This window comes from Kluyvera sichuanensis, assembly GCF_014218705.1.
In the GTDB taxonomy this organism is placed as follows: Bacteria; Pseudomonadota; Gammaproteobacteria; order Enterobacterales; family Enterobacteriaceae; genus Kluyvera; species Kluyvera sichuanensis.
Genome location: NZ_JABBJF010000002.1, coordinates 309,313 through 334,974 on the forward strand (window position 1 = coordinate 309,313; position 25,662 = coordinate 334,974).

24 protein-coding genes and 1 pseudogene are annotated in these 25,662 nt (G+C 55.0%); 12 read left to right on the forward strand and 13 right to left on the reverse strand.

The window, feature by feature from the left end; all coding sequences use genetic code 11:
• Positions 1–6: 6 nt before the first annotated feature.
• The 6 genes and pseudogenes from potG to HII27_RS03790 all read right to left on the reverse strand — a co-directional run bounded on the left by potG (position 7) and on the right by HII27_RS03790 (position 5,390).
• The gene (gene potG, locus HII27_RS03765; RefSeq protein WP_185666627.1) at positions 7–1,140 is read right to left on the reverse strand and encodes a putrescine ABC transporter ATP-binding subunit PotG; all 1,134 of its coding nucleotides are present in this window, start codon (positions 1,138–1,140) and stop codon (positions 7–9) included.
• A gap of 141 nt (positions 1,141–1,281) precedes the next feature.
• Positions 1,282–2,394, reverse strand: a complete 1,113-nt coding sequence (gene potF / locus HII27_RS03770; protein ID WP_185666629.1) for a spermidine/putrescine ABC transporter substrate-binding protein PotF — start codon at positions 2,392–2,394, stop codon at positions 1,282–1,284.
• Between the two features lie 405 nt (positions 2,395–2,799).
• Positions 2,800–3,279, reverse strand: a complete 480-nt coding sequence (locus HII27_RS03775) for a type III secretion system chaperone family protein (RefSeq protein ID WP_185666630.1) — start codon at positions 3,277–3,279, stop codon at positions 2,800–2,802.
• A gap of 128 nt (positions 3,280–3,407) precedes the next feature.
• A complete protein-coding gene (rimK, locus tag HII27_RS03780) occupies positions 3,408–4,310 on the reverse strand; it encodes a 30S ribosomal protein S6--L-glutamate ligase (RefSeq protein WP_185666632.1) in 903 nt (300 codons plus the stop codon).
• Positions 4,311–4,405: 95 nt separating this feature from the next.
• A pseudogene (gene nfsA, locus HII27_RS03785) lies at positions 4,406–5,128 on the reverse strand (oxygen-insensitive NADPH nitroreductase).
• Positions 5,112–5,390 carry a YbjC family protein gene (locus HII27_RS03790; RefSeq protein ID WP_185666633.1) on the reverse strand — a complete coding sequence of 93 codons (279 nt, stop codon included), beginning with the start codon at positions 5,388–5,390 and terminating at the stop codon, positions 5,112–5,114. The pseudogene nfsA and the gene HII27_RS03790 overlap by 17 nt, the downstream one beginning before the upstream one ends.
• A 210-nt stretch (positions 5,391–5,600) precedes the next feature.
• On the opposite strand from HII27_RS03790, the gene HII27_RS03795 reads away from it, so the two are divergent.
• The gene (locus HII27_RS03795; RefSeq protein ID WP_035894505.1) at positions 5,601–5,864 is read left to right on the forward strand and encodes a GrxA family glutaredoxin; all 264 of its coding nucleotides are present in this window, start codon (positions 5,601–5,603) and stop codon (positions 5,862–5,864) included.
• A gap of 21 nt (positions 5,865–5,885) precedes the next feature.
• Here HII27_RS03795 and HII27_RS03800 read toward each other — a convergent pair whose 3' ends face one another.
• Complete coding sequence (locus HII27_RS03800; RefSeq protein ID WP_185666634.1) at positions 5,886–6,272, reverse strand: inner membrane protein YbjM; 387 nt, start codon at positions 6,270–6,272, stop codon at positions 5,886–5,888.
• Positions 6,273–6,656: 384 nt separating this feature from the next.
• Between HII27_RS03800 and HII27_RS03805 the strand changes: the two genes are divergently transcribed.
• Together HII27_RS03805 and HII27_RS03810 are read left to right on the forward strand one after the other, a co-directional pair.
• Positions 6,657–8,345 (forward strand): aspartate:alanine antiporter, encoded by a 1,689-nt coding sequence (locus HII27_RS03805; protein WP_185666635.1) that lies wholly within the window; start codon positions 6,657–6,659, stop codon positions 8,343–8,345.
• Between the two features lie 297 nt (positions 8,346–8,642).
• Positions 8,643–9,440: an SDR family NAD(P)-dependent oxidoreductase gene (locus HII27_RS03810; protein WP_185666636.1), complete on the forward strand. Its 798-nt coding sequence runs from the start codon at positions 8,643–8,645 to the stop codon at positions 9,438–9,440.
• Here HII27_RS03810 and HII27_RS03815 read toward each other — a convergent pair.
• Together HII27_RS03815 and HII27_RS03820 are read right to left on the reverse strand one after the other, a co-directional pair.
• A complete protein-coding gene (locus HII27_RS03815; RefSeq protein ID WP_185666637.1) occupies positions 9,437–9,829 on the reverse strand; it encodes a GFA family protein in 393 nt (130 codons plus the stop codon). The two genes, HII27_RS03810 and HII27_RS03815, sit on opposite strands and share 4 nt — an antisense overlap.
• A gap of 43 nt (positions 9,830–9,872) precedes the next feature.
• A complete protein-coding gene (locus HII27_RS03820; RefSeq protein ID WP_185666638.1) occupies positions 9,873–10,421 on the reverse strand; it encodes a TetR/AcrR family transcriptional regulator in 549 nt (182 codons plus the stop codon).
• Positions 10,422–10,502: 81 nt separating this feature from the next.
• Between HII27_RS03820 and HII27_RS03825 the strand changes: the two genes are divergently transcribed.
• A complete protein-coding gene (locus tag HII27_RS03825; RefSeq protein ID WP_185666639.1) occupies positions 10,503–11,705 on the forward strand; it encodes an MFS transporter in 1,203 nt (400 codons plus the stop codon).
• The gene (locus HII27_RS03830) at positions 11,705–12,517 is read left to right on the forward strand and encodes a Cof-type HAD-IIB family hydrolase (protein WP_185666640.1); all 813 of its coding nucleotides are present in this window, start codon (positions 11,705–11,707) and stop codon (positions 12,515–12,517) included. Before HII27_RS03825 ends, HII27_RS03830 begins: the two co-directional genes overlap by 1 nt.
• 86 nt (positions 12,518–12,603) lie before the next feature.
• Here HII27_RS03830 and HII27_RS03835 read toward each other — a convergent pair whose 3' ends face one another.
• Positions 12,604–13,839, reverse strand: a complete 1,236-nt coding sequence (locus tag HII27_RS03835) for an MFS transporter (protein ID WP_185666641.1) — start codon at positions 13,837–13,839, stop codon at positions 12,604–12,606.
• Positions 13,840–14,111: 272 nt separating this feature from the next.
• On the opposite strand from HII27_RS03835, the gene ybjG reads away from it, so the two are divergent.
• From ybjG to HII27_RS03860, 5 genes are all read left to right on the forward strand, one after another.
• Positions 14,112–14,720 (forward strand): undecaprenyl-diphosphate phosphatase, encoded by a 609-nt coding sequence (ybjG, locus tag HII27_RS03840; protein WP_185666642.1) that lies wholly within the window; start codon positions 14,112–14,114, stop codon positions 14,718–14,720.
• A gap of 293 nt (positions 14,721–15,013) precedes the next feature.
• On the forward strand, positions 15,014–16,564 hold the full coding sequence (locus HII27_RS03845; RefSeq protein WP_185666643.1) for a PTS sugar transporter subunit IIA: 1,551 nt from the start codon (positions 15,014–15,016) through the stop codon (positions 16,562–16,564).
• A gap of 27 nt (positions 16,565–16,591) precedes the next feature.
• The gene (locus HII27_RS03850; protein WP_185666644.1) at positions 16,592–17,617 is read left to right on the forward strand and encodes a PTS fructose transporter subunit IIC; all 1,026 of its coding nucleotides are present in this window, start codon (positions 16,592–16,594) and stop codon (positions 17,615–17,617) included.
• A gap of 11 nt (positions 17,618–17,628) precedes the next feature.
• Entirely contained in the window at positions 17,629–18,486 is an 858-nt protein-coding gene (locus tag HII27_RS03855; RefSeq protein WP_185666645.1) for a helix-turn-helix domain-containing protein, read from the forward strand.
• Entirely contained in the window at positions 18,483–18,869 is a 387-nt protein-coding gene (locus HII27_RS03860; protein WP_191091976.1) for a fructose PTS transporter subunit IIB, read from the forward strand. Before HII27_RS03855 ends, HII27_RS03860 begins: the two co-directional genes overlap by 4 nt.
• Here HII27_RS03860 and HII27_RS03865 read toward each other — a convergent pair.
• From HII27_RS03865 to HII27_RS03875, 3 genes are read right to left on the reverse strand one after another with little or no spacing between them, the layout of a single operon-like run.
• Positions 18,856–19,605: a phosphatase gene (locus tag HII27_RS03865; protein WP_185666646.1), complete on the reverse strand. Its 750-nt coding sequence runs from the start codon at positions 19,603–19,605 to the stop codon at positions 18,856–18,858. The genes HII27_RS03860 and HII27_RS03865 overlap by 14 nt on opposite strands.
• Before the next feature lie 47 nt (positions 19,606–19,652).
• Entirely contained in the window at positions 19,653–21,647 is a 1,995-nt protein-coding gene (gene tkt / locus HII27_RS03870; protein WP_185666647.1) for a transketolase, read from the reverse strand.
• A complete protein-coding gene (locus HII27_RS03875; protein WP_185666648.1) occupies positions 21,637–22,314 on the reverse strand; it encodes an HAD-IA family hydrolase in 678 nt (225 codons plus the stop codon). Before HII27_RS03875 ends, tkt begins: the two co-directional genes overlap by 11 nt.
• A 299-nt stretch (positions 22,315–22,613) precedes the next feature.
• Here HII27_RS03875 and ptsP point away from each other — a divergent pair, with 299 nt between their 5' ends.
• Together ptsP and HII27_RS03885 are read left to right on the forward strand one after the other, a co-directional pair.
• Positions 22,614–25,124 (forward strand): phosphoenolpyruvate--protein phosphotransferase, encoded by a 2,511-nt coding sequence (gene ptsP, locus HII27_RS03880; protein ID WP_185666649.1) that lies wholly within the window; start codon positions 22,614–22,616, stop codon positions 25,122–25,124.
• Positions 25,125–25,185: 61 nt separating this feature from the next.
• Positions 25,186–25,506 carry a PTS fructose transporter subunit IIB gene (locus HII27_RS03885; protein WP_185666650.1) on the forward strand — a complete coding sequence of 107 codons (321 nt, stop codon included), beginning with the start codon at positions 25,186–25,188 and terminating at the stop codon, positions 25,504–25,506.
• The last annotated feature ends 156 nt before the right edge of the window (positions 25,507–25,662 follow it).

A 25,662-nucleotide genomic window follows, 5' to 3' on the forward strand; every position in this document is an offset into this window, starting at 1 on the left:
CCCTCCTTAAACCGTCAACACCACGCAGCTATCGGCATCCCAGCACAGACGTACCTCATCGCCCCAGGTTGGTAACCCTTTCTGGTAGCGATGGGCATTCTGCAACTGGGCGCTGATCATCTGCCCGCTTTTGAGCCGCACGTGGTAAATGGAGAGATCGCCCAGATAGGCGATATGCACCACTTCGCCGACGGCAAAGTTATAGCCGTCCGTAGGTGGCTCTTCGCAAAGCATGATTTTTTCCGGGCGCAGCGCGACGTACACCGGAACGTTATCGACGACCGAGGCATCCGGATCGACCTTCAGCGGGTGCACCAGCCCCGGTGAATCAATCACCAGGCCGTCGTCCTCACGCGACTTCAGCAGCCCCTCGAATACGTTAACCGAGCCAATAAACTCAGCGCTATAACGGGTAGTCGGGTGCTCGTAAATCTCTTCCGGCTCGCCAATTTGCACGAACTTGCCGCGGTTCATAATGGCAATGCGCCCGGCCATGGTCATCGCCTCTTCCTGGTCGTGGGTCACCATGACGCAGGTGACGCCAACGCGTTCCAGAATATCGACCACTTCCAGCTGCATGCGGTCACGCAGTTTTTTGTCCAGCGCGCCCATGGGTTCATCCAGCAACAGTAGTTTCGGGCGTTTCGCCAGGCTACGTGCCAGCGCCACACGCTGACGCTGGCCGCCGGAAAGCTGGTGCGGTTTGCGCTTGGCAAACTCCTGCATGTGCACCAGCGCCAGCATCTCGGCAACGCGAGCGGTAATTTCCGCTTTCGGCAGCTTGTCCTGCTTGAGGCCGAAAGCGATGTTCTGCTCCACGGTCATGTGCGGGAACAGCGCGTAGGACTGGAACATCATGTTAATCGGGCGCAGATAAGGCGGCACGTGCGCCAGGTCAACGCCGTCCAGCATAATCTGCCCAGCGGTCGGTTGTTCAAAGCCCGCCAGCATACGCAGCAGGGTCGACTTTCCGCAGCCGGAAGCACCCAGCAGCGCAAAGATTTCGCCTTTATAGATGGTGAGGTTAACGTCGTCTACGGCGTGCTGGCCGTCGAAGGATTTGGTCAGATTACGGATTTCCAGCAGCGGGGTGAGCGCTTTGCGGATTTTCGCCTGTGGGCGGGGAATAGCGTCGTTCAATCTGGTGCTCTCCGGCAAAATACAAATATCGATATGACCCGGTTGTCATATCAACCCCTGGACACCGACCACCCGGCCGGTGTCCAGATTGGGGCAGATGCACTGCCCCGGTGCAGGCTTATCACGTTATGGGTGATTGATTTATTTACCGCTTTTCACTTTGGTCCATGCGCGCGTTCTCACACGGTCAATTTTTGGATCCTGAACTTTCAGCGTAAACAGCTTAGCGAAAACATCTGCCGGCGGGTAAATCGCCGGATTATCGCGAATTTCGGCGCTGACCAGCGGCGTGGAAGCCTTGTTGCCATTCGCGTAGAACACATGGTCACTGATGTGCGCAATCACGTCCGGGCGCATCAGATAGTTAAGGAACTGATAGGCTTCATCTTTATTCTTCGCATCGGCTGGCATGGCGAAGACATCAAAGAAGGCCAGTGCGCCCTCTTTCGGAATAAAGTAAGAAACATTCACGCCGTTTTTCGCTTCTTTGGCACGGTTTGCCGCCTGCCACACATCACCCGCCCAGCCGATGGCCACACAGATATCACCGTTTGCCAGGTCGTTAATGTACTGAGAAGAGTGGAAGTAGCGAATGTTAGGACGCAGTTTCAGCAGCAGATCGGTCGCCGGGCCGGTGTAGTCATCGGCCTTGGTGCTGTTGGGATCTTTGCCTAAGTAGTTAAGCACTGTGGCAAAGATTTCTTCTGGCGCATCAAGGAAGGAGACGCCGCAGCTTTTCAGTTTCTCCAGGTTTTCCGGCTTCATCACCAGATCCCAGCTGTTCAGCGGTACATCTTTGCCCAGCACGGCTTTGACTTTGTCAACGTTGTAGCCGATACCGGTCGTCGCCCACAGATAAGGCATCGCGTACTTGTTGTCCGGGTCGTGTTTAGCCACCAGCTTGAGCACGTCCGGGTCGAGGTTTTTCCAATTTGGCAGCTTGCTCTTATCGAGCGGCTGGAACACACCGGCGGTGAGCTGACGCTCCAGGAAGCTTGCCGACGGCACCACCAGGTCAAAACCGGTGCTGCCCGCCATCAGTTTGCCTTCCAGCACTTCGTTGGAGTCAAACACGTCATAGACGACTTTAATTCCGGTCTCTTTCTCAAAATTCGCCACGGTGTCCGGCGCGATATAGTCAGACCAGTTATAGATATGCAGCGTTTTTTGTTCCGCAGCGAGCACGCTTGCCGAGGCGGCCATCAGCACACCCGTCACCAGACCTGTTAACCATTTTTTATTTAAGGCGGCCATATCTCTTATCCCTCTCGTCATCCGTTAACAAACGGACGAAATATACGCAATTTAGAGTATGCAAAAATCATGCATATTTTTTCGTACTGCATGAAAGAGAAGAGAACGGGCTCCCCTGCAGTCATTGCTCGCTTTATCAATGCAAGAACCTCGCCAACATAGGGTATTGTCAGCAATAAATAGGGGGGCATTGATATGTCGCAAGAATAACTGTAGCCCGGACTGGAGGCTATAGGTCAGTGTAAAAAACGCCTTTTATCAATTTTTTATGCAAGATCACTCTATCTGATAAGCCAAAATGGGCAATCAGGTAGTGAATGAATCTTTAAAAATAGGTTAAATGCAGAATAAAAGCAGGTAATACGCAGCCACTATGGCAGTGACTGCGCTATTTAACGGGGATGATCAGTGAAGAAAATGGTATTGGATATCTTCCGGCGGCTGCTCTTCGTCTTCTGGCTTATAGAGCAGTTGATGCGCGTTGGCCTCGAGGATAACCATCGAGACCTGCTCTTCGCTCTGGGTTACAAAAGCGGCGAACTGTTCGAAGGTTACCCCAACGCCTGCGGATAAAGACTGGCAAACCACCAGCTTTGGCAGATTATCATCCTGCATGTCGAGAAACGCCTTAACCGTCAGCGAACTGGCGTTAATGGCGGAGAGATCGGCGCCCAGCGCCAGCAGCGCAGATGGCTTGACCTCGGCCAGCGCCGAGAACAGCACGACGTTATCGATGAGATCAATTTTGGCATCAAAGACGCCTTCAAAATTTTGCATATGCGGCAGGTGCAGCGCCTGACAGGTGTCGCACTCAAAAAAGTTCATGCCCATTTCGTCGAGCCACTGACGTAACGTATCCAGACTCGGGACGACGAGAGAATCCATATTGCCTATGACCTCATGCGGTAAAGTAAAACATTCCAGACCAACAAATTACCGGGCAGCAGCCCGGTATAAGTACGAGAGTAGCGCATAGCTTACGCAAAAAAGGCGTCGTATACCATGAAAGCGCACTATCCGCCGATTTTCAGACAAAATCCGGGGTGAGCCTGACGCTCGATCCATTCGATCATTTTTCCCGCAATATCGATGCCGGTAGTGGTCTCCACCCCTTCCAGCCCCGGCGAGGCATTGACTTCCATCACCAGCGGACCGCGATTGGCACGCAGAATATCTACGCCCGCGACATCCAGACCGAGGGTTTGCGCGGCCTTAATGGCAATCGCCCGTTCAGCGGGGGTGATCTCAGCCACCGTCGCCACGCCACCGCGGTGCAGGTTAGAACGAAAATCGCCTGATTTTGCCCGGCGTTCAATCGATGCCACCACTTCATTGCCGACTACCAAACAGCGAATGTCGCACCCTTTCGCCTCTTCGATATACTCCTGCACCAGGATATGCGCGTTCAGACCGCGAAACGCATCAATCACGCTTTCCGCCGCCTGCCGCGTTTCGGCAAGCACCACGCCGATTCCCTGCGTACCTTCCACCAGTTTAACCACCAGCGGCGCGCCGCCGACCATGTCGATAAGATCGCTGGTATCGTCCGGTGAATGGGCGATGCCGGTAACCGGTAGATCGATTCCCTGACGCGCCAGCAGCTGTAGCGATCGCAGCTTGTCGCGGGCACGAGTAATCGCCACCGATTCATTGAGCGGGTAGCTGCCCAGCATCTCAAACTGGCGCAGCGTTGCCATACCGTAGTAGGTGATCGCCGAGCCAATACGTGGGATCACCGCGTCATAGTGCGGCAACTGTCGACCTTTATAGTGTATCGACGAGGCCGCCGGGTCGACGTTCATATAGCAAGACAGCGGATCGAGCACTTCAACAATATGACCGCGGCGCTGGGCGGCTTCGCGCAGACGCTTACACGAAAAGAGCGTTCCATCCCGGGACAATATGGCGATTTTCACCCTTTACCTCTCCAAAAAAGCCGCAAAAAAACCGGCATATCATACGTTTTTCGCATCCGCAGAGGCTTGAGCCCTGGCACAAATTCGTTAATGAATCAGCGCGTAGCAAACCCCTGCTGATGCAGATAATCAAGAATAAACGGGCGGCTCTCTTTGATAAGCGTGCGGCGAATATGGTCGCTCCAGGTATCGCGACGCGCGTTGGTACTGCGCGATAAATAGTACTGGGCGAGATCTTCGTCGTACTGCGCCAGCACTTCGGGGTCCATTGGCTGGTAGTGATTTTCATGCACCACCAGCGCGGCCGGCAGGCGCGGTTTGAGGTCTGGATGGCTTGCAGGCCAACCAAGGCACAGACCAAACAGCGGCAGCACGTGCTTTGGTAGCTTCAGCAGTTCGGTCACCTGAGCAATATTATTGCGCAAGCCGCCGATATAGACGCCACCCAATCCCAGAGATTCAGCGGCAGTCAGCGCGTTTTGCGCCATCAGCGAAGTATCCACCACGCCAAGCAACAGCTGTTCCGCCAGACCCAGCTGCGCCTCAGGGCAAATCTGCAGATGGCGGTTAAAGTCGGCGCAAAATACCCAGAACTCCGCCGCCTGAGCAACGTGCTCCTGGCCGCCGGTCAGCTTGACCAGCTGTTCGCGCATGTCGCTATCGGTGATGCGAATAATCGAACTGCACTGTAAAAAGCTGGAGCTGGAAGTGGCCTAGGCGCTGGCGATAATCGCGCTGCGCTGTTCGTCGCTTATCGGCTCGCCGGTAAAGTGACGAATAGAGCGATGGTTAAGCAGAACCTCAATGGTCGGAGTCATCTTTTTTTTCCTTGTCTCGCGGCAGGTTAGGGTTCATCAGCTGTGGAGCAACGGCGCGGGCAATTCCCCAAAAGAGGACACCCGCGGCGGGTAGCATCAGCGCAATACCGAGAAAAATCATCACTACCGCTGCCAGCGGGCTGGCAAACGGCGCAGGCAGCGTGATGTACTGATTGAGCGATAGCCACGCCACCGCCAGCACGATCATGCCGACCGTCTCCAGAATTAAAACGCTTTTCGGTAGTGCTCCGAGCGAACGCATGCTTCTCCTCCTGTGAACCCTTAGCGCATTTTGATAGCCAATTGATGACGATTATAACGGTATGCGGATGAAAAATAATTAGCGAGACATAGCCAGAATGAATCAGAGTAACAGGTAGAACCTTCTTTCCCCGCAGCGCTTCGCGCGGCATGATAAGCGCCATTCGCCGACAGGCACGTTGATTATTCCGCTCGTTTGAGGAGAAACACTATGTTTACCGTAATTTTTGGTCGTCCAGGCTGCCCTTACTGTGTACGTGCAAAAGAGCTGGCGGAAAAGCTGACCCAGGAGCGTGATGATTTCAACTACCGCTACGTAGACATCCACGCGGAAGGCATCACGAAAGCCGATCTGGAAAAAACCGTCGGTAAGCCGGTTGAAACCGTACCGCAGATTTTTGTCGATCAGAAACACATTGGCGGGTGCACAGACTTTGAAGCCTGGGCGAAAGAGAATCTCGGCCTGTTTGCCTGATAGCACCATCAACGCCCGCCCTTAAAGCGGGCGTTTGTTTTCTCGCCGCTTATCGTGCAGGAGCGAGCTGATGAACAGATAGCATAATGCACCGAGCGCGCACCAGAATACGGCGCTGAAGTGCCAGGCCAGTTCCTGCCAGAACGAACGATCGCTGCTGAAGAAGAGACGCATCAGGACAAGGCAAAGCGGTGCCGCAAGAATGGCGCCAACCAGCGGACGCAGCACTCGACGACGCGATGAGATAAAGCTCGAGACAATACCGGGGACGATAAAAAACAGCAGCCCCAGTTCGGGACTTCCGCTGGCACGAAACGCGCCCTTCACGTTCAGAATCAGTGAAAAAAAGACCACAATAAAGAGTAAGAAGCAGCAAATAACTCCTGCCCAACCGCGTTCAGATTTCACACGCATCTCCTGAAAATATCTCTATCAAACCCCAGACTTCGTCCTTACGGACACCCAGTCAGATAAAGTTGTTGGCCTTCCCTGCCAAAACTTCGCTACATTTTATCTATCAGTACTTTCGGAGCGTTCTCCCGAGCTAAAATATCGTGCGCCCGATGATTCACTCTCTGACCGTCGCGATGCAGACTGATTGATCATATGTAATGTGTATTAAAAGCAATTGTTGCTAGCCGTAGCTATCAGGAACGATTAAACTACTGACCGCTATTTTCTGGTTATTATTCGGGTTCTGGATAGCAAAACGCATACCTTAGCCCGTGGTAAACAGTAGACCAAATAACCATTCCTTTCAACACGTTACTGGTAAACGATAAGTTAGACTCCGTGAATATAAACGTCGCAGATTTGTTAAACGGGAATTACATCCTGTTATTATTCGTGGTATTAGCGCTGGGGCTTTGTCTTGGCAAATTACGTCTGGGCTCCATCCAACTCGGTAATTCCATTGGCGTTTTAGTGGTTTCTCTCCTATTAGGACAGCAACACTTCAGTATTAACACCGAAGCGCTGAATCTGGGCTTTATGCTGTTTATTTTCTGCGTCGGTGTAGAAGCCGGGCCGAACTTTTTTTCAATTTTCTTCCGCGACGGCAAAAATTACCTGATGCTCGGCCTGGTGATGGTCGGTAGCGCTCTGCTAATTGCATTAGGCCTCGGTAAGCTATTTGGCTGGGACATCGGCCTGACGGCCGGGATGCTCGCAGGCTCAATGACCTCCACCCCGGTACTGGTGGGCGCGGGCGATACACTGCGCCACTCCGGCATGGAGGCGAGCTTACTCGCGCAGGCACAGGATCACCTGAGCCTCGGCTATGCGCTGACCTATCTTATTGGTCTCGTGAGTTTGATTGTCGCGGCACGTTATATGCCTAAATTCCAGCATCAGGATCTTCAAACCAGCGCCCAGCAAATCGCCCGCGAGCGTGGTCTGGACACCGACTCCAACCGTAAAGTCTATCTGCCGGTTATCCGCGCTTATCGTGTAGGCCCGGAACTGGTGGCGTGGGCCGACGGCAAAAATCTGCGCGAGCTTGGCATTTATCGCCAGACCGGCTGCTACATCGAGCGTATTCGCCGTAACGGTATTCTGGCCAACCCTGACGGCGACGCCGTACTGCAGATGGGCGATGAAATTTCGCTGGTCGGCTACCCGGACGCGCACGCACGCCTTGACCCAAGCTTCCGTAACGGCAAAGAGGTGTTCGACCGCGACCTGCTGGACATGCGCATCGTCACCGAAGAGATCGTGGTTAAAAACCACAATGTGGTAGGCCGCCGCCTGGCGCAGCTGAAGCTAACCGACCACGGCTGCTTCCTTAACCGCGTGATCCGCAGCCAGATTGAAATGCCGATCGACGACAACATCGTGCTCAACAAGGGCGACGTGTTGCAGGTAAGCGGCGATGCCCGCCGCGTGAAAACCGTCGCCGACCGCATCGGCTTCGTTTCCATTCACAGCCAGGTCACTGACCTGCTGGCCTTCTGCGCCTTCTTTATCGTCGGCCTGATGATCGGCATGATCACCTTCCAGTTCAGCAACTTTAACTTCGGTATCGGTAACGCCGCCGGTCTGCTGTTCGCCGGTATCATGCTGGGCTTCCTGCGTGCCAACCACCCGACCTTCGGCTATATCCCGCAAGGGGCGCTGAACATGGTGAAAGAGTTTGGCCTGATGGTCTTTATGGCGGGCGTCGGCTTAAGTGCGGGCGGCGGCATCGGCAAGAGCCTCGGCGTGGTCGGCGGCCAAATGCTGGTTGCCGGCCTGCTGGTCAGCCTGATCCCGGTAGTGATTTGCTTCCTGTTCGGCGCCTACGTGCTGCGCATGAACCGCGCGCTGCTGTTCGGTGCCATCATGGGCGCACGCACCTGCGCTCCGGCGATGGAAATCATCAGCGATACGGCCCGCAGCAATATTCCTGCGCTGGGCTATGCGGGCACCTACGCCATCGCCAACGTGCTGCTAACCCTTGCCGGTACGCTGATTATCATCATCTGGCCAGGGCTAGGCGGCTAGCGCTGGCCAGGGGAACAAAGAAAAGAAAAAAATTTTTGCGCAACGCAGAACTTTTTATCAGGGTGCGAGTCTTAATTAGTGCCACTGCTTTTCTTTGATGTCCCCATTTTGTGGAGCCCATCAACCCCGCCATCTTTGGTTCAAGGTTGATGGGTTTTTTGTTGCCTGAATTTAACATCCCCTTTAAAAATCAATCGACTACGCTCCCAGAAACCACCACCACGTTGCCCCTTCGCTTGCATCCCCCTCCCCCTGTCCCATACTTCTATGACACCCACTCAACATTCGAGGTGACTCATGTTGCTTGCAGGCAAAGTCGCCGTCATCTTCGGCGGCAGCGGCGCGATTGGGGGCGCGGTGGCGCTTGCCATGGCGCGGGAAGGGGCGCTGGTGCATCTGGCAGCGCGTAACCAGCAGAAGCTCGACGCTACCGCAGAGCGTATACGTTCAGAAGGTGGCACCGTCAGTACCTTTACCGTTGATGTGCTTGATGAACAGGCAACCCAGCGGCGCGTGGCGCAACTGGCGGAACAAACGCTGGGCATCGATATCGTGGTCAACGCTACCGGGTTTATGCATCAGCAGGGCAAACACCTGGAACGTCTGTCGCTGGCAGAGTTTAAGCAAGGTATTGATCCTTTCCTCACCGCGCAGTTCATCATTGCCAAATCAACGGCACCCTATATGGGCGGCAAGCGCGATAGCGTGATGCTGAACGTCGTCGCCCCCGCAGCGGCCATAGCGATGCCGGGGCATCTTGGACATATCGTTGGCTGTGCCGGAATGGAGGCAATGGTCAGAGCGCTGGCAGGCGAACTGGGGCCGCGTAATATTCGGGTGCTAGGCGTACGGTCGCATGCTATCGAGGGGGCGGTCGAAGCAGGGTCTTATACCGGTGAACTGTTTGCTGAAAAAGCACAGGCGATGTCACTAACGGTCGATGAATGGTTAGGAGGCGCGGCACAGGGCACGATGCTGAAACGCCTGCCAACGCTTGAGCAAGTCGCCGGGGTGATGACCTTTCTCGCCTCCAGCAGCGCAGGAGCAATGACGGCCACGGTGGTTAACGTGACCGCCGGAGTAACGCTTAGCTAGTTCCCATGTCCATCAGCAAACAGCGCCCGCCACCACTGCGGCTTCATATCTTCAAACGAGTGGGAGGCGGGTGCAAATCGCGCATCCTGGTTCTGGTCAAAAACACCGCTCAGCAGCGCAATAACCGGGCCATCATCAATCGCCCCCAGCGAGCTGCCGCAGCGTGGGCAGAAAGCCCGGCTGGATGCCTCGGGAGAGCGCCAGGTCGCAGGCTTTCCGCCCTCTCCTGTCCATTGCACATCATCGGCGTCAAACTCCAGCCAGATAACCGACTGGGCGCCGGTATGCTTCTGGCAGAGATCGCAGGAGCAGCTGTGGGAAGCGCCGGGGTTAGCGGCGGTGAAGGTAATATGGCCGCACAGGCAGCCGCCGGAAAGCAGGGTTGTCATCGCGAGATCTCCGTTTTGCGTTCTCGCTAAGCGTACACGCTTTTCAGGCGCTCTCCCCGGCGATCCGCCCTACCATTTTTCGGATGGCGTCGCGATCGAGCGGCTGGCGGTCGGTCACGAAATGCAGCGTCATCCCTTCAATAAAGGCATCCAGCGCGCGGGCGGTTGCCGGATCGAACCACTGCTCCAGCGTCTGCTGGCTGCGCTGCATCCAGCGTTGCATGACCGCCTTCATCGCGGGCGAACTGCTCGCCAGCGCATAGAACTGGTACATCAGGGTCATATTCTTCGGCGTGGTGACCTGGCTGCTGAAGATAAGCTCCGCTACCGCATCACAGGCATCGTGCGGCGTCCCTACATCATCAAAAAAGGCGGTGTACTCCAGTGACATCCGTTCGGTAAAGGCGCTGAACGCTTCCCCGAGCAGGGCTTCAATACCGTCAAAATAATAGGTCATCGAGCCGAGCGGCACGTCGGCGCAGCTGGCGATTTTACGGTGCGTTACCGCGCTAATCCCGTGCGTGGCGATAGTTTCGAGCGTCGCATCCAGGATGCGCTCCCGGCGCTGCGGGTCATTAGGTCGGCGAGCCATAATTCTCCTCTTTCTGGTTATGTACAAATGTACACAAGCTTGTTAGTGTTGTCTGCACACTTTCCGACCTGACGCGAATGGATGACAACGTTAACCTCCCGTAAAGCCCTGCAGTTACGCATGTGGGCGCTCTTTATGTTCTTCTTTTTACCCGGTTTACTCATGGCCTCCTGGGCTACGCGAACCCCGGCAATCCGCGATATTTTATCGGTTTCAACGGCTGAGATGGGCATCGTGCTGTTTGGCCTGTCGATTGGTTCGATGAGCGGCATCCTTTGTTCCGCGTTTCTGGTGAAACGATTCGGGACCCGTAAGGTCATCCGTACCACCATGTCGTGCGCCGTCTTTGGCATGATGATTTTAAGCCTCGCGCTGCACTTTGGCTCCGCGTGGATTTTCGCCTTCGGGTTGGCTATTTTCGGTGCTAGCTTCGGTTCCGCCGAAGTGGCCATCAACGTCGAAGGCGCAGCAGTTGAGCGTGAGATGAAAAAAACCGTGCTGCCGATGATGCACGGCTTTTATAGCTTCGGAACGTTAGTGGGCGCGGGCGTTGGTATGGCGGTCACCGCGTTTGGCTTACCGGCGATGTGGCACATCTTCGTGGCGGCTCTGATAGGCATTGCGCCAATCGCTATCGCCATTAAAGCCATTCCGGAAGGCACTGGCAAAAACGCGGCGGAAGATGCGCACCATCAGGAAAAAGGCGTGCCGTTCTGGCGCGACATGCAGCTGATGCTGATTGGCGTGGTGGTGCTGGCGATGGCCTTTGCCGAAGGCTCCGCCAACGACTGGCTGCCGCTGCTGATGGTTGACGGCCACGGCTTTAGCCCAACCTCCGGCTCGCTGATTTACGCTGGCTTCACGCTGGGCATGACGGTCGGGCGCTTTACCGGCGGCTGGTTTATCGACCGCTACAGCCGTGTTACCGTAGTACGCGCCAGCGCGCTGATGGGTGCGCTGGGTATCGCCCTGATTATCTTTGTCGACAGCGCCTGGGTTGCGGGTGTGTCGGTTATTCTGTGGGGCCTTGGCGCATCGCTTGGCTTCCCGCTGACTATTTCCGCCGCCAGCGACACCGGCCCGGATGCCCCTACCCGCGTGAGCGTTGTCGCCACCACCGGGTATCTGGCCTTCCTGGTTGGCCCGCCGCTGCTCGGCTTCCTCGGCGAACATTACGGCCTGCGCAGCGCGATGCTGGCCGTACTGGCGCTGGTTCTTATTGCCGCTCTGGTGGCGAAAGCGGTGGCGAAACCTGAGCCCCGCGTTGTAATGGAGAGTCATTGATGAGCGTTAAACTGATCGCTGTCGACATGGATGGCACGTTCCTGAACGATAAAAAAACCTATAACCGCGAGCGCTTTCAGCAACAATATCAGCAGATGAAAGCGCAGCAGATCCACTTTGTGGTCGCCAGCGGCAACCAGTATTACCAGCTGGCATCGTTCTTCCCGGAGATTGTGGATGAAATTGCCTTTGTCGCCGAAAACGGCGGCTGGGTGCGCGATGCCGGTGAGGACGTCTATAACTGCGCTATGCCACGTGACCACGTCGATAAAATCGCCGCTTTCCTGCACACCCGTCCGGAAATTGAGATTATCGTCTGCGGCAAAAAGAGCGCCTACACGCTGAAAAGCTACGACCAAAGCTTCCACGATATTGCCGTACGCTACTACCACCGTCTGGAACTGGTGGACAATTTCGATAATCTCGATGACACCATTCTGAAGTTCGCGCTGAATATCCCGGACGAGAAAGTGCCGCAAATGCAGGCGCTGCTCGATGAGAAACTCGGCCATATGCTGACCGCAGTGACCACCGGTCACGGCAGTATTGACCTGATTATACCCGGCGTCCACAAGGCCAACGGCCTGCGCTTATTGCAGGATCGCTGGGGCGTGAGCGATGATGAAGTCGTGGCCTTTGGCGACAGCGGCAACGATATTGAGATGGTGAAGCAGGCAGGCTACGGTTTTGCGATGGCTAACGCCAACGACGCGGTGAAAGCCGTGGCGGGCTATCATGCGCCGCACAACAATGAAGAAGGCGTGCTGGAGATCATTGATAAGGCGTTGAAGGGCGAAGCGCCGTTTGCTTGATAGTGCCAACCCCGGAGTCGGTGCTCCGCACCTCGTCCGGGCTACCACACCAGTAGCCCGGCCAAGCGAAGCGCCGCCGGGGTTATTTACTGCGGTTGCAACCCGCTACCTACCGCTTTATCCCGCAGGAACATCGTCATCAACCCCAGCCACAGCAGGCCGCCCGCCAGGTTAAACAGGCTGAACAGACCAATTCCGCCCAGCTCATAGCAATGCTTACTGAGCTCAATCCCCACCGTGAAGATCAGCATTTGCAGCATCCCCATCGCCGCAGAGACCGTGCCTTTACTCATATCGCTGGCGAACAGCGTCAGACGCACCAGCCCGGCGTTGGCAAGGCCAATCCCGAAGGCGTAGAAACTTAAACCAGCGGTCATCCATAAATAGGCATGGGATGACACCACCGTCGCCGCCGCAGCCAGCACCAGACCAAACATAATCGGGTAGCCACCGGCGATAATCAGCGCACGCACCGTACGGCGCGAGGTCAGACGCGCCAGCACCAGGTTACCGAGGATCAGCGCGCCGAAAATAGGCACCTGCAGCAGGCCGTACTCATAGCTGCTGGCATGCTCGCCGCTGATGATAATCACCGGTGACTGAGCAATCCACGCCAGCAGCGGCAAGCTGACAAAACCCGTTGCCAGCGCACCCGCAACGAAACGCCCGTTTTTCAGCACTTCGCGGTAATCACGGCCCAGCGTTTTCAGCGACAGCGTTTCACCGATCCGGGTCGCCGTTTCCGGCATTGATTTAAACAGGCCGACGAAGGCAATAGCCGACAGCGCGGCGAAGAGCACAAACATCCCTTCCCAGCGCGCCACGTGGATCCACGCCGCGCCCACCAGCGGCCCCAACAGCGGCGCAATCAGCGCGACGTTCGCCATCAGCGCCGTAATCTTGATACAGGTCGCCTCGTCGAACGACTCCTGGATTGCCGCATAGCCCACCGCGCCGATAAAGCACAGGCTCACCCCCTGCAAGAAACGCAGGAACGTAAACTGCTCAATATTGCTCACCAGCAACGTGGCAAGACAGGTGACGATAAACCAGATAACGCCGGTTAACATCACCGGGCGGCGGCCGATACGGTCCGATAGCGGCCCAAGCAGCCATTGCAGGAACATGCCCCCCGCCAGATACGCGGTCATCGAGGTCGGTACCCACTCGTTACCCGCGTTAAATTCTTTGACGACAGCAAGCATGCCCGGCTGGATCATATCGTTGCCGATATAGGTGGAAAATTCGTAGAGCACGAGGCAAAGCGGGAACAAAATTGCCTTACGCCCTAAGCGTTTCCGGGAAGAAGAGGAAGTATCCATGTGGCTCGCATCTATCATAAAAACGCGCAAGTTTAATCAATGCGCAGTAGTGGTGATAGTTAATTATCACGCAGCTTAACGATTTCGCACAAATTGACGCTGTTAAGATTCGCTTAAGGTAGCGAGCGTTATACTCTACGCCACTGAGTGCAGGACCTTAATTTCAGACACTTGTATGCCGATAGCGTGATTCAGACAATACCGCTTTACGGTCCAGGATTGGCTTTTTAAGGTAGCTGTCATAAAACCGTCATTTGCGAAACCGGAACGTTATGCTGGAAAACCTTAACCACTCGCTGTTTTTGCTGATTAACGCAACCCCAGCGTCCGCCCCCTGGGCAATTTCATTCGCCACTTTTATTGCTCAGGATCTGATCCTGATCGTTCCCCTGCTCGCCGCGGCGATGTGGCTGTGGGGGGAACGTAAGCAGGTTCAGGCACAGCGCCATCTGGTGATTAAAGTCGCGTTAGCCATCGCCGTTAGCCTCTCGCTGTCGTGGATGATTGGTCAACTGTTCCCGCATGAACGCCCGTTTGTGGAGAACATCGGCCACACCTTCCTGCACCACGCGCCGGATAACTCCTTCCCAAGCGACCACGGCACGGTGATCTTCACCTTTGCGCTGGCCTTCTTGTTCTGGCATCGTCTGTGGTCTGGCCTGGTGCTGATGGTGGTCGGCGTCGCGATCGCCTGGTCCCGCGTCTACCTCGGCGTGCATTGGCCAATGGATATGCTTGGCGGCTTCCTGAGCGGCCTTGTCGGCTGCATGGTGTCGCAAATGCTGTGGCAATTTATTGGCGCCACCGTCTACCCGCGCCTGCAGCTGCTGTACCGCGTAATCTTCTCGGTGCCAATTCGTAAAGGCTGGGTTCGCGAATAAGCTCCCGCTACCGCCCAGAAATGGGCGGTTCCTGCTACTTTCCGCCAGTGTTGCTTAAATTTTGTGACTTTCCTCTCAAACTCTCCGCATTCTCCCTGAATAATTATCATTATTAAAAACAGTCAGATAGCTCACATTCCCTGCTATACAAAGTATGACTAACATCACAAATTCACAATCAGGTCACTATTTTCAAGAAAAGGTGACATTTTTACTATATTAACCCCTAAGGGATCGGTAAAAGATAGCAGGTGTCTATCCGACCCACCCGCGTTATGCCCTCAGGAGTCACCATGGCGAAGGAAATCACCTACCACTGTTTATTAAGCGAGGGGATCCACGCCAGACCCGCTGGGCACATTGCCCGTCTCTGCAATACCTGGCAGGCCGATATTGCCTGGCAAAATCTACGTACCGGGATTATTGGCAACGCGAAGAATGCACTCTCGCTAGTCGCCACCGATACTTTACCTGGCGATATCTGCCACATTACGTTGAGTGGGCCGGACTGCCAGAGTGCAGCGGTTGCCCTGGTCACATTGCTCCAGTGCCTGCCAGATTTCAGCACCGCTCAGGAATCATCACCCGGACAGCTTCCACGCTGCCTTGAAGAACTGCACCCGCACTTTCTCACCGGTGCTCGTATCTGCGCCGGGATAGCCATCGCACCACCGGTCTTTATTTCAGGTGCCAGCTTTGATGCCCTGCTCGTCCAGAGCCCTGATGAATATGAAAGTGCGGAGCACGCGCAGCAGCGCCTGCTGGCCGCGCTAGAAACGCTGGGGCAGACCAAAGAAATCGACCTGCAGCGCACGATGGGCATCGAACACGACCTGCTGGAAGCGCATCAGACGTTGATTACCGATAGCGAGTTTCAGGCCAGCATCAGCGATTACCTCCATCGGGGAATGAACGTCTGGTCTGCCGTTATCCATGCCTCTATGGATTTTAGCGCCCTGCTGGCACGCTCGCCGAGCCGCTACATTCAGCAGCGCACGCTGGATATTCTTGATATCGCCACGCAAATTCTGCAGGTCCTCTACCCGGACCATCCGCTGCTGCAGCCTGCACCTTCGCTCACTCAGCCAAGCCTGGTGTTTGCCAACGCGCTCACCCCAAGCCTGCTGATGTCGATGGAACGAAAAAATCTGGCAGGCCTGGTACTTTCCAACACGGGAAAAAGTTCACATACCGCGATCCTCGCCCGAGCGCTGGATATCCCTACGCTGGCGGATATCGATATCGGCCCTGACGCACTTTCCCAGCAGTCACTGCTGATACTCGACAGCGAGCACGGCATTCTGCTTACCGAAGTCGATCATAAAATCGAACGATATTTCCGTCTCGAAATGGCAGTACAGGCGCAAAAGCGGCAGCAAATTGCCGTCAGTCTTGGAGAATGGCCTTTATTAAAGCCGGAATTGATCCAGTGGGATCTGGACGCCGAGGATAAAAACGAAACGATCAAAAGCATGGTCGATAACCTCTGGCTACACCAGCGTACGGATTCCCGCGACCAGCTTTGCCATGACATCTGGGCACGAGAAACCCCTTTCCCCACCGTGGTTGGTGCAGGCTTTGCCATTCCGCACGCACGAACTGCGGCAGTAGAGCATTCCACCATAAGCATCGCTCGCTTACGTCAGCCGATTACCTGGGGCGGCGTACAGGTGGATACCGTTTTTATGCTCTCCATCAGCGCGATTGCGGCGGAAAACGAGCATATGCGCTATTTCTCAAGCCTTGCCCGACTGTTGATGAACGACGAGTTTGTCAGCAAAGCCAAAGCTGCCACCACCCCTATTGCGTTGTACCACCTGGTTTTCAGCGCTTTAACGCGCTGATTCGCCCAACCCAGCAACGAGGCCGGTATGTTAAAACTCTTAAAAAATACCAAGCGGCATTTCATGACCGGCGTCTCCTATATGGTGCCGTTTGTCGTCGCTGGGGGCGTACTACTGGCGCTGGCAGTGATGTTCAGCGGCCATGCGGCAGTACCCGAGAGCGGTTTCCTGAAGGCAATGTCGCAAATTGGCATGGCAGGACTGACGCTATTTATCCCGATTCTGGCCGGATTTATCGCCTGGTCAATGGTTGATAAACCGGGGATTGCTCCGGGTGCCATTGGCGGCCTGATGGCCTATCAGATGGGCGCTGGATTTCTCGGCGGCATGCTGGCAGGCATTATCGCCGGTCTGGTGGTCTGGGTGCTGCTGGCGATGATCGCACGCCTGAACATTCCCGGTTTTCTGCGTATGGTGCTGCCGATTTTTATCATCCCGCTGCTGGGCACCTTCGTCACCGGGATGGCGGTGTATTACATCATCGGTGACCCGATTGCCGGGCTGATGAAGTGGCTGAGTGAATGGCTTGCCAATATGCAGGGCGTATCATTTATCATCCTCGGCGGCATTCTGGGCTGCATGATTGCCGTCGATATGGGCGGCCCAATGAACAAAACCGCCTTCTTTTTTGCCGTCGCGCTGATTTCCACTAATCCGCAACTCATGGCCGCCGTAGCCGCCGCCGACTGCACGCCGCCGCTCGGGCTCGCGCTGGCCACCTTTATGTTTAAAGGCATCTTCAACGACGTGGAACGCGAAGCCGGTAAACCCGCGATCATCATGGGTTTTATGGGGATTACCGAGGGGGCTATTCCCTTTGCTGCCGCCGATCCGATCCGCGTGATCCCCGCCATTATGCTGGGCAGCGCCGTGGCGGCGATTTCATCGCTGTGGTTTGGCGCAACCAACGCCGCGCCCTGGGGCGGGCTGATCGTACTGCCGGTCGTTGGCAACCACTTCGGCTATATCGTTTCGGTGATTGCCGGGACGCTCACCACCGCAATCGCGGTGAAGGTGCTGAAAACCGTGGTTAAACCCCAGGACGAGCAATAAGGACGCACACAATGGCCGCATTTATTCAGTCAATTTTGAGCGAGTTCAGCGCCCAAAGCGCTACCAGCGACAGCGTGTTGGTCGCCAACGGCGATGCTCAGCCGCCGGTGATGGCCTACCATCTTCACGTGCCGCGTATCGAGCTAACGGTGAAAGGCGCACTCAGTATGCTGCTGCCAAAGGGCAGTGACCGCATCATTAAGTGCGAGCGTGCCGTCGGCACCATCACCTATATTCCCGCCAACAGCTGGAATGCCCCGCAGTGGGAAAGCCCGGTTATCTGTATGTCGATTGTTTTCTGGAAGCAGGACGTTGGCTTTAGCATCAGCAACTGGGACGGTGCGCAATTTAAAGAGGTGGAAAAATTTAACCTGCAAAACTCCAGCAGTACGGTACGCGACCGACTGCTGGAGCTAGCCGAATCAATGGCGTGGGCGCAGGATAAAACCAGCGAGACCTTCGCTCACATCGTCTATGCGCTGCTTAACGATCTGCTTTATCAGGTGGCTGAAGGAATGAATAACCCAAGGGGCCCCTTCTCGCTGCTGGACGACATCAAAAGCCATATTGATAGCCACTATCATCAGGAAATCAGCCGCGAAAGCGTCGCGGAGGCTTTCAATATTTCCCCCGGTTACCTTTCGCGTCTGTTCTCCCGCGAATCAGACGTCAAGTTTAACGAGTACCTGAAGCTCGCCCGGATCTCGCGGTCGAAAACGCTGCTGACCAATACCACCCTGAAGATTAATGAGGTCGCAGAGAAGTGCGGTTTCACCGATACCAACTATTTTTGCAAAGTGTTCCGGGACATTAACGATTGTACGCCGCTTGAGTACCGGCGTAAGAACAAGGGAGCAAACTTATCATGACCCGTACCGCAAAAGATGACGTGCAGCCCTTTTCCAACGACCGCCATCTGCATATCGTGGCGGTCACCGCCTGCGCCACCGGCGTGGCGCATACCTACATGGCCGCCGAGCAGTTGGAAAAGCTGGCAAAAATCTACCGTTTTTCGATAAAAATCGAGACCCAGGGCGTGCTGGGGCTGAAAAATGAGATCACCGAAAAAGACTTACTCGAGGCCGAACTCGCCATCATTGCCTCCGATATCACCATCGATAACCCGACGCGCTTCGACGGTTGCCGTATTCTCAACGTCTGTATCAACTCACTGTTGCTCAAGCCTGCCGAGGTTATTTCAGCCATCCGTAAATCGCTGAATCTTCCGCGAGGCAACGTTATCGATCTTTAGCGAACAGCATATTCAGCTCTGCAATTGGCTCACCGCCGCGACGTTCAAGAAATGCCAGAACCCGCTGCGGCGAGCCATTCAAAATCCGCTCCTCGGGAAACCCACTCTCCACCAGCAGAGGCTGACAGGCGCTGAAATCGCCCAATGCAAAGGCACTGTGCGAGTCCGTGCCCAGCGACAGCAGGCCCCCCTCATCGCGCACCGCCGCCACAATTCGGCGACAGTTGCCTTCGCTTCCCCGTCGGGAATGCAGAAACGAGGCGTTGTTCACCTCCAGCGCCACATCATATTCACGGGCGGCGGCAACGACCGCAGGAATATCAATCGGGTATTCCGGGTTGCCCGGATGGCTAATGATATGCACCTTACCGCTGGCGATAACCGCAATCATCGCCTTGGTATTCGTCACCACGTCAGCCGGGGTGAAAACCTGCTTATGAAAACCAGCGATAATAAGGTCCAACGCGCTACGCATTTTATCGCTACAGTCGGTTTCGCCGTTAGCTTTGATGTTGGCTTCAATCCCACGTAGCAGACCCACGCCCTCCACCACTCTCGGCAGAATGCGCATATTATTAAAGTGAAATGCATGAGGCGCATCGACCATCTCTGGGCCGTGATCGGTAATGGCAATTAGCCGGATACCCTTGCGCACGGCGGCGGCGAGATAATCGTGAACGGTACTGTACGCATGGGTGCTGGCCACGGTATGCAGATGTAAATCGACGTTGAACATGGCTCCTCCTGGGTGAAAAGAGCCCCCACGAGCGGGGGCCTGCGTGATTACGCCAGCAACGCTTTGGCCTGACGTACCACGGCCTCAGTGGTGATACCAAAAGCTTCATACAGCTGTTCTGCGGGTGCCGACTCGCCAAAGCCGTGCATGCCAATAATCGCCCCACCCAGCCCGGTGTATTTAAACCAGTAATCGGTGATACCGGCTTCGACCGCCACACGTGCGGTCACCGCGGCTGGCAGCACCGATTCACGATAGGCTGCATCCTGCTTATCAAAGCGGTCGGTACAGGGCATCGATACCACACGAGCGCGGATGCCTTCGCTGGTCAGTTGCTGCCAGGCGGCTACGGCCAACTCCACTTCTGAGCCGGTGGCAATCAGAATCACCTGCGACTCTCCCTCACCGCCCTTCAGTACGTAGCCACCCCGAGCAATGTCCTGAATTTGCTGCCAGGTACGCTCCGGTTGGGTCAAGTTCTGCCGTGAGAGGATCAGCGCCGTCGGCCCGTCAGTTCGTTCCACCCCTTGTTTCCACGCCATGGCGGTCTCAACCTGGCAGCACGGTCGCCACACGCTGAGGTTCGGCGTCAGACGCAGCGAAGCAATCTGTTCCACCGGTTGATGCGTCGGTCCATCCTCCCCCAGACCAATCGAATCGTGGGTATAGACCATCACGTGGCGCTGCTTCATCAGCGCCGCCATGCGCACCGCGTTGCGGGCATACTCAACGAACATCAGGAAAGTGGAGGTATAAGGCAGAAAACCACCGTGCAGCGCAATGCCGTTAGCAATAGCCGTCATGCCAAACTCGCGAACGCCATAGTGAATATAGTTACCGTCGCTATCTTCATTGATAGCTTTCGAACCAGACCATAGCGTCAGATTGCTGGGGGCTAAATCTGCCGAACCGCCAAGAAATTCCGGCAGCAGCTGGCCGAAGGCCTCAATGGCATTTTGCGACGCTTTACGGCTGGCAATCTTCGCCGGTTTGGCCTGCAGGCGCTCAATAAAGGCCTGCGATTTTGCCTTGAACTCTGCGGGAAGGTCGCCGTTCAGACGGCGAGTCAGTTCGGCTGCCAACTCTGGGAAAGCTTGCGCATAGGCGGCAAATTTATGCTGCCACTGAGACTCTTTCGCTTCACCGGCTTCTTTGGCATTCCAGTGCGCATAAATTTCAGAGGGAATATCAAACGGTGCATAGGGCCAGTTCAACGCTTCGCGGGTGGCAGCAATTTCAGCCTCGCCGAGCGGTGCGCCGTGGACATCATGGGTGCCCGCTTTATTCGGCGAACCAAAACCAATCACCGTTTTACACATCAGCAAAGAAGGCTTATCCGTCTGCGCGCGGGCGGCTTCGACGGCACGTTGTATCGCCTGGGCATCGTGACCATCAACGTCACGCACCACGTGCCAGCCGTAAGCTTCAAAACGCAGAGCGGTATCGTCGGTGAACCAGCCCTCTACATGACCGTCAATCGAGATACCGTTATCGTCATAAAACGCCACCAGTTTACCCAGCTTTAGCGTCCCCGCCAGCGAGCAGACTTCATGCGAAATCCCCTCCATCATGCAGCCATCGCCCATAAAAACGTAGGTAAAGTGATCAATCACTTCATGGTTGGGGCGGTTAAACTGCGCCGCCAGCGTTTTCTCGGCAATCGCCATTCCCACGGCGTTGGCAATGCCCTGCCCCAGCGGGCCAGTGGTAGTTTCGACGCCTGCGGTATAGCCTACTTCCGGGTGCCCCGGTGTTTTTGAGTGCAGTTGGCGGAAGTTTTTCAGCTCACTCAGCGGCAAATCATAGCCGGTAAGGTGCAGCAGGCTGTAGATAAGCATCGAACCGTGGCCATTCGACAACACAAAGCGATCGCGGTTTGCCCAGCACGGGTTCGCCGGGTTGTGGTTGAGAAAGTCCCGCCACAGCACCTCCGCAATATCCGCCATCCCCATCGGCGCGCCGGGGTGACCCGATTTCGCCTGCTGCACCGCATCAATGCTAAGAAAGCGAATTGCATTCGCCAGCGTTTTTTTAGCGATCATGACCTGCTCCATTTTCAATTCTGAGGAAAAATTCGGCCCCGCCTTTATGGCTGACGGAGAGATTCTGGTAGTGCGGAATGGTGGCGAAAGTGTCTATATCGTGGGTAGCAGACTGCGCGGTAAGCACTTCAACCACCACGCCTTGTGCCGCCTGTGCCGACAGTAGCCCAGCGTGAGAATCCTCCAACGCCACGCAGTGAGAAGCGGGAATGTTCAAGCGCTGTGCCCCCAGCAGAAAGGGCTCCGGGTCGGGCTTGCCGCGGGTAATATCTTCGCTGGTGACCAGGACGTCAGGGAAAGGCAGCCCCGCGTGGTGAATACGCGCCGAGGCCACCTTAAGCGAGCCCGACGTGACAATAGCCCAGGGGACATTGAGCGTATTGAGCGACTGCAGAAACGCCACAGCGCCGGGCACCGGCGTAATGCCCTCCACATGGCTGGTTTCATACGCTTCGAGCGCCAGAAACTCCTGCTCAATCACCGCATCGCTCGCTTCCGGCATAAAATGGCGCAGCGTGATGACCGCCGGTTTACCGTGCAGGTAATGACGCACCGCCTGCGCGCTGACCCCCTTCCGCACCGCCCAGGCGCTCCATGAGGCCTCAACAAAATCCAGCGAGTTCACCAACGTGCCGTCTAAATCAAAGAGCAGTCCACGAAAATGCATATTTTTCACCATCAGCCGTCAATAACATTCTTTATTTTTATCGCAACCAGCGATGATGAATAAATATAAATAAAGTGGTTTTTATAGTAATTCCGTTATCACAATTTCATTTCCCGGCATTCAAAATAATTTTTATGATTAGGGTCACAAAATAATTATCAGGCTATTTTTTTCAAGAAAATGTCACTTTTTTTCTATTCAAACTGCAAGGCGAACGGTCAAGGATAGATACATGAAATGCAGGCAGCGTTCTGCAAAGCAAAATTAACCCGCATTGGCGAAAAGTTTTGGGAGTGGTTATGTCGGAATTGATTACCTATCAGTGTGAGCTCAAGGAAGGTATCCATGCCAGACCGGCAGGACATATTGAGCGCCTTTGTAACACCTTTCAATCTGAGGTGTGCTGGAAGAATATCCGTACCGGGTTACAGGGCAGCGCCAAAAGCGCACTCTCTCTCGTCGCCACCGATACGTTGCTGAACGACGATTGCGAAATTACCCTCAGCGGCCCAGACGCCCACACCGCAGCGTCTGAGCTCTCCGCGCTGTTGAAAAAGCTCCCGCAGTTTGAGGTTGTTTCAGCAGAAGAAACGCAGGCACCCGCCGGCTATCTTCCCCGCTCACTACGCGAAACCCAGCTCAGTTTTATTCAGGGTTCGCGTATCAGCGGCGGCGTAGCCATTGCCCGTCCGGTTGTGGTCCAGAGCCTGAGCTTTGACGACATTATGGCACGAGCCCCGATGAAAACCGGTGCCGCCGCCGAGGAAAAAAAGGCGCTGAAAGCCGGTATTGAAGCTTTAAAACAGGCCAAACTGGATGCGCTGGAAAGTAAAGTCGGCGTCGAGCACGATATTATCCAGGCGCATTTATCCATTATTACCGATAGCGCATTCCAGGAAGCGATAGTTCACTTTATTGATAATGGTGAAAATAACTGGCGCGCCATCGTATTAGCGGCAATGGATTTCTGCGAAATACTTAACCGCTCATCCAGTAAATATATAAAAGAACGGGTTCTGGATGTACTGGATATTACCTGTCAGTTGCTGACGACCGTTTATGGCGAGCATGCTCTGCCTCAAAATGGCCTTGAACTTAGCGCGCCGTCTATTATTTTTGCTGATAGCCTGACACCGAGTAAATTTCTCAGCATTAATAAAAAGATGCTCGCAGGCATGGTTCTTACCGCCACCGGCAAAACATCACATACCGCGATCCTTGCCCGCTCGCTAGGTATCCCGACGCTGACTGATATCGATTTTTCGATGCTTAACCTGCAACCGCAGCAGGACATTATCATTGACGGCGACCCGGCTATCTTAGTCACCGCGCCTGATGAGCAGGTGCTGCGTTATTACCGCAACGAAATGGCGGTACAGCATACGATGCAACAGCAGATGCTGAGCAACGTCCATCAGGCCGCGATCACCGCCGACGGCCATCATCTTGAAATAGCCGCCAATATTGCCAGTTTCGAAGAAGCCGAGGCCGCGTTTAATAACGGTGCTGAGGGAATCGGTCTGTTCCGTACCGAAATGTCGTTCATGGACCGAGAAACGCCGCCGGACTACGCCGAGTTGGCCGAACTTTATACCCGCGTAATGGCCTGCGCCAACGGTAAGCCGGTTATTTTCCGCACCTTTGATATCGGCGGCGATAAACCCGTCGACTACCTGAATCTCGGTGACGAAGAGAACCCGTTCCTCGGCTACCGCGCGGTGCGTACCTATCCGCGCTATCGCGAGCTATTTGCAATGCAACTCAAGGCCATTCTCAGCGCATCGGCCACGGGTAACGCGAAAGTGATGATCCCGATGATTGCCAGCGTGGAAGAGATTATCTGGTGTCGTGAGGTGCTTGAGTCCGTCAAACAGACGATGCGTGAGGAAGGATTACCGTTCAACGATGCTATCTCGCTCGGCGTGATGCTGGAAGTGCCGTCCGTTATCTTCGCCATTCCTGAAATGGCCGAATACGCCGACTTCTTTAGCGTTGGCAGCAACGATCTGACGCAGTACTTTTTCGCCGCCGACCGCGGTAATTCACAGGTAGCGAACGTCTATGACAACTATGCATCGTCCTTCCTGCGTGCGTTGCAGTTTGCCATTGATGAAGTACACCGTGCCGGGAAATGGATTGGCCTGTGCGGCGAACTGGGCGCCAGCAAAGATTTTCTGCCGCTGCTCACCGGCATGGGGTTCGACGAACTCAGCATGAGTGGAACCGCAATCCCCGGCGTGAAGCACGCGCTGCGTGAACTCAACTTTGCACAATGCCAGTTGCTGGCGCTGGAGGCCCTCGCGCTGACCCGTTCCGCCGCGGTGAAAGCCGCGCTTCAGGCTCCCGCGGTGAAGGCAGAAAGCCAGAAACCGATTCTCGCGCCGGAATTTATTCTCTTTAATCTTGATGCCCAGGATAAAAACGAAGCCATCAAGAAAATGACCGATAACCTTTGGCTACACCATCGCACCGACAGCCGGGAGCGTCTGTGCGACGACATCTGGACGCGGGAGGACTCGTTCTCCACCGCCGTCGGCTACGGTTTTGCCATTCCACATACCAAATCTGACCATATTACCGATTCGACCATCAGTATGGCGACGCTGGAAACCCCTATTACCTGGGGCGACCAGCAGGTGGAAACCGTTTTTATGCTCACGGTCAGCAAATCTGCCGACCCCAATGCGCATATGAAATATTTCTCCACCCTCGCCCGTAAATTAATGAAAGAGGAATTCCGCAATGAAATAAAAAATGCCGATAGCGTCGACGTACTCTACAACCTGATGACCAGAACCTTAGACGTATAACTTCATGGTCTCGAATTAGAAAGTTAAATAAACAGCCAAAATAAAAAATCAGGAGTCACTCATGAAAATTGTCGGAGTTGCTGCATGTATTACCGGTGTTGCTCATACCTATATGGCGCAGGAAGCCATTGAGCAAGAATGTAAAAAACGCGGTTACGACGTAAAGGTCGAAACCCAGGGTGGCATGGGCATTGAGAATGAATTAACCGAAGACGAAATCGCCGAAGCCGATGTGGTGATCCTGGCGATTGCCATCGGCATCGAAGGCGTTGAGCGCTTTGAAGAAAAAGAAGATGCCGGGCTGGTGATTTCACTCAACCCTGCCGAAGTCGTGCGCGACCCTGCGGCGATTATCGATAAAGCTGAAAAGCTAGCGAGTTAATTTAAGCGACCTTTCCCGGATTTATTTCGGCATCCGGGAAGGGAAATAAAACGTAATTTAATTTCTGCGAACCCGTTATCTCTCTAACCAGACATTCATGTCTGGGGGATTACGACACCCTGAATCTGGCGTGTGCCTAATAAAAAATAGCGGGAA

Bases quoted from the DNA above. Each gene is read 5' to 3' on its own strand.
- HII27_RS03885 (WP_185666650.1), top strand. From the start codon at position 25,186: ATGAAAATTGTCGGAGTTGCTGCATGTATTACCGGTGTTGCTCATACC.
- HII27_RS03825 (WP_185666639.1), top strand. From the start codon at position 10,503: ATGACAACGTTAACCTCCCGTAAAGCCCTGCAGTTACGCATGTGGGCG.
- HII27_RS03835 (WP_185666641.1), bottom strand. From the start codon at position 13,839: ATGGATACTTCCTCTTCTTCCCGGAAACGCTTAGGGCGTAAGGCAATT.
- HII27_RS03795 (WP_035894505.1), top strand. From the start codon at position 5,601: ATGTTTACCGTAATTTTTGGTCGTCCAGGCTGCCCTTACTGTGTACGT.
- ybjG (WP_185666642.1), top strand. From the start codon at position 14,112: ATGCTGGAAAACCTTAACCACTCGCTGTTTTTGCTGATTAACGCAACC.
- HII27_RS03860 (WP_191091976.1), top strand. From the start codon at position 18,483: ATGACCCGTACCGCAAAAGATGACGTGCAGCCCTTTTCCAACGACCGC.
- HII27_RS03775 (WP_185666630.1), bottom strand. From the start codon at position 3,279: ATGGATTCTCTCGTCGTCCCGAGTCTGGATACGTTACGTCAGTGGCTC.
- HII27_RS03790 (WP_185666633.1), bottom strand. From the start codon at position 5,390: ATGCGTTCGCTCGGAGCACTACCGAAAAGCGTTTTAATTCTGGAGACG.
- tkt (WP_185666647.1), bottom strand. From the start codon at position 21,647: ATGATCGCTAAAAAAACGCTGGCGAATGCAATTCGCTTTCTTAGCATT.
- HII27_RS03850 (WP_185666644.1), top strand. From the start codon at position 16,592: ATGTTAAAACTCTTAAAAAATACCAAGCGGCATTTCATGACCGGCGTC.
- HII27_RS03815 (WP_185666637.1), bottom strand. From the start codon at position 9,829: ATGACAACCCTGCTTTCCGGCGGCTGCCTGTGCGGCCATATTACCTTC.
- HII27_RS03875 (WP_185666648.1), bottom strand. From the start codon at position 22,314: ATGCATTTTCGTGGACTGCTCTTTGATTTAGACGGCACGTTGGTGAAC.
- HII27_RS03855 (WP_185666645.1), top strand. From the start codon at position 17,629: ATGGCCGCATTTATTCAGTCAATTTTGAGCGAGTTCAGCGCCCAAAGC.
- potF (WP_185666629.1), bottom strand. From the start codon at position 2,394: ATGGCCGCCTTAAATAAAAAATGGTTAACAGGTCTGGTGACGGGTGTG.
- ptsP (WP_185666649.1), top strand. From the start codon at position 22,614: ATGTCGGAATTGATTACCTATCAGTGTGAGCTCAAGGAAGGTATCCAT.
- HII27_RS03820 (WP_185666638.1), bottom strand. From the start codon at position 10,421: ATGGCTCGCCGACCTAATGACCCGCAGCGCCGGGAGCGCATCCTGGAT.
- HII27_RS03845 (WP_185666643.1), top strand. From the start codon at position 15,014: ATGGCGAAGGAAATCACCTACCACTGTTTATTAAGCGAGGGGATCCAC.
- HII27_RS03830 (WP_185666640.1), top strand. From the start codon at position 11,705: ATGAGCGTTAAACTGATCGCTGTCGACATGGATGGCACGTTCCTGAAC.
- HII27_RS03865 (WP_185666646.1), bottom strand. From the start codon at position 19,605: ATGTTCAACGTCGATTTACATCTGCATACCGTGGCCAGCACCCATGCG.
- HII27_RS03810 (WP_185666636.1), top strand. From the start codon at position 8,643: ATGTTGCTTGCAGGCAAAGTCGCCGTCATCTTCGGCGGCAGCGGCGCG.